The organism is Mesorhizobium sp. M1A.F.Ca.IN.020.06.1.1 (genome assembly GCF_004023265.1).
In the GTDB taxonomy this organism is placed as follows: Bacteria; Pseudomonadota; Alphaproteobacteria; order Rhizobiales; family Rhizobiaceae; genus Mesorhizobium.
The window spans coordinates 1-1,641 of record NZ_RZSR01001157.1 but is presented as its reverse complement, the minus strand read 5'-3'; the positions used below and the strand labels follow the sequence as shown (position 1 = coordinate 1,641).

The following is a 1,641-nucleotide window of genomic DNA, read 5'->3' as shown; positions in this document are numbered from 1 at the left end:
GTGACGCAGGGCGTCGGCGGGCTAGCGCCCGGCGAGGTGGCCCGGGCGCTGGATAACGGCCTTGCCGTCGCCGAAGATTTTCGTCGGCGCGGCCTGATCGCCGCGTCGGCGCTGTTCCTTGCCGGCCAAACCCGCATCAGTGGCTCCGTGGCGCTCGCTGCGCCCAACAAGCATAAAGCGAAGGAAACTGCCCATGCCTGAATTCCCGATCCGCAAGGTCGCGGTGCTGACCGAAGAGATCTTCCACGACGGCGGCCCAGCGGCGAAGGAGCCGCGCCTGCGCGCCGCGGCTCTCGCCGTGGTCAAGAACCCGTTTGCCGGTCGATATGTCGAGGACCTGCAGGGCGCGATGGAGGACCTGAAGCCGCTCGGGCTGTTGCTTTCCGACAGGCTGATCGCCGCGCTTGGCGGCGATGTGAAAAAGATCGACGGTTACGGCAAGGGCGCCATCGTCGGCAGTGCCGGCGAACTGGAGCACGGCGCGCTCTGGCACGTGCCCGGCGGCTACGCCATGCGCGAGCGGCTCGGCGACGCCAAGGCGATCGTGCCGTCGGCGAAGAAGGTCGGCGCCTTCGGCGCACGGCTCGATGTTCCGCTCGGCCACATCAACGCTGCCTATGTGCGCAGCCATTTCGACGCGATGGAAGTCGGCATCAGCGACGGCCCGCGTCCCGACGAGATCTTGTTCTGCCTCGCCATAACCTGCGGCCCGCGCGTCCACAACCGCATGGGCGGCCTTGCGGCCGGAGACATCAAGGCTTGGGACGGCTTGAGATGAGCGGCGAGGACAATCTGCTGCGGCTGGTCGAGGCCGAAGAGCTGGACGAGAACAACTACCATCTGCAGGACCAGGTCGGCTTCATCCTGCGCAAGGCGCATCAGCGCCATGTGGCGATCTTCGCCTCCCACATTGGCGATCTGACGCCGCCGCAATTCGCCGCTCTCGCCAAGCTCTACGACATCGGCGAGACCTCGCAGAACCAGCTCGGCACGCTGATCGCCATGGATGCCGCGACCGTAAAGGGCGTCATCGACCGGCTGAAGGCGCGCGGGCTGGTCGAGCTTTCCAAGCACGAGGTGGACAAGAGGCGGCTGCTGGTCAATCTGACGGCTGAAGGCCGCGAGGCGATCGAGCGGCTGATCCCGCTTGCCCGCACCATCACCGAGGAAACGCTGGCGCCGCTCACGGCCAAGGAGGCTGCGACCTTCTTACAGCTGCTGGCGAAGTTGGCCTGATCAAACCTCCGGATCGGCCCCGAACATCTCCCGCGCCTGCTCGGCCGTGTAGTAGCCGAGCCGGACATCTTCGGCGACCTGCTTCGGATCGCGCTCGCGCGGATCGCCATAGCCGCCGCCGCCGGGCGTGCCGACGCGCACGCGGTCGCCGGCCTTGAGCGCGATATCCTGCTCTTTCGACAGATGCGGCGGCACATGCGCTTCGCCGCCCCGGAACACGGTCACGCTGTTCGGCGCGCCGTCCCTGCCGCCAAGCGCGCCTTGCGGCCCGAAACGGCCATGGTCCATGACGAAGGACGCGCGGGCTTCACCGCGCAGGATCTCGACCTCGTAGGCGAGCCCGAAGCCGCCGCGATGTTTGCCGGCGCCCCCGGAGCCTTCGCGCAGCGCGTAATGGCGGTAGAG

Annotated in this window: 3 protein-coding genes and 1 pseudogene; 3 read left to right on the top strand and 1 reads right to left on the bottom strand. The window is 67.6% G+C overall.

Features of this window, described 5'->3' with window-relative positions:
- From EOA60_RS32010 to EOA60_RS32000, 3 genes and pseudogenes are all read left to right on the top strand, one after another.
- A pseudogene (locus tag EOA60_RS32010) lies at positions 1-201 on the top strand (UPF0280 family protein); the annotation flags it as partial.
- The gene (locus tag EOA60_RS32005; protein WP_095825565.1) at positions 194-778 is read left to right on the top strand and encodes an amino acid synthesis family protein; all 585 of its coding nucleotides are present in this window, start codon (positions 194-196) and stop codon (positions 776-778) included. The pseudogene EOA60_RS32010 and the gene EOA60_RS32005, both read left to right, overlap by 8 nt.
- Positions 775-1,236, top strand: coding sequence for a MarR family transcriptional regulator (locus EOA60_RS32000; protein ID WP_128312555.1), 462 nt, complete (start codon positions 775-777; stop codon positions 1,234-1,236). The genes EOA60_RS32005 and EOA60_RS32000 overlap by 4 nt, the downstream gene beginning before the upstream one ends.
- Here the strand turns inward: EOA60_RS32000 and EOA60_RS31995 are convergent.
- A partial coding sequence (locus EOA60_RS31995; RefSeq protein WP_206628349.1) for a hydantoinase B/oxoprolinase family protein occupies positions 1,237-1,641 on the bottom strand: 405 nt, incomplete at its 5' end. It lies immediately after the preceding gene.

Coding starts and splice junctions, on each gene's coding strand:
- EOA60_RS32005 (WP_095825565.1), top strand. CDS start 194: ATGCCTGAATTCCCGATCCGCAAGGTCGCGGTGCTGACCGAAGAGATC.
- EOA60_RS32000 (WP_128312555.1), top strand. CDS start 775: ATGAGCGGCGAGGACAATCTGCTGCGGCTGGTCGAGGCCGAAGAGCTG.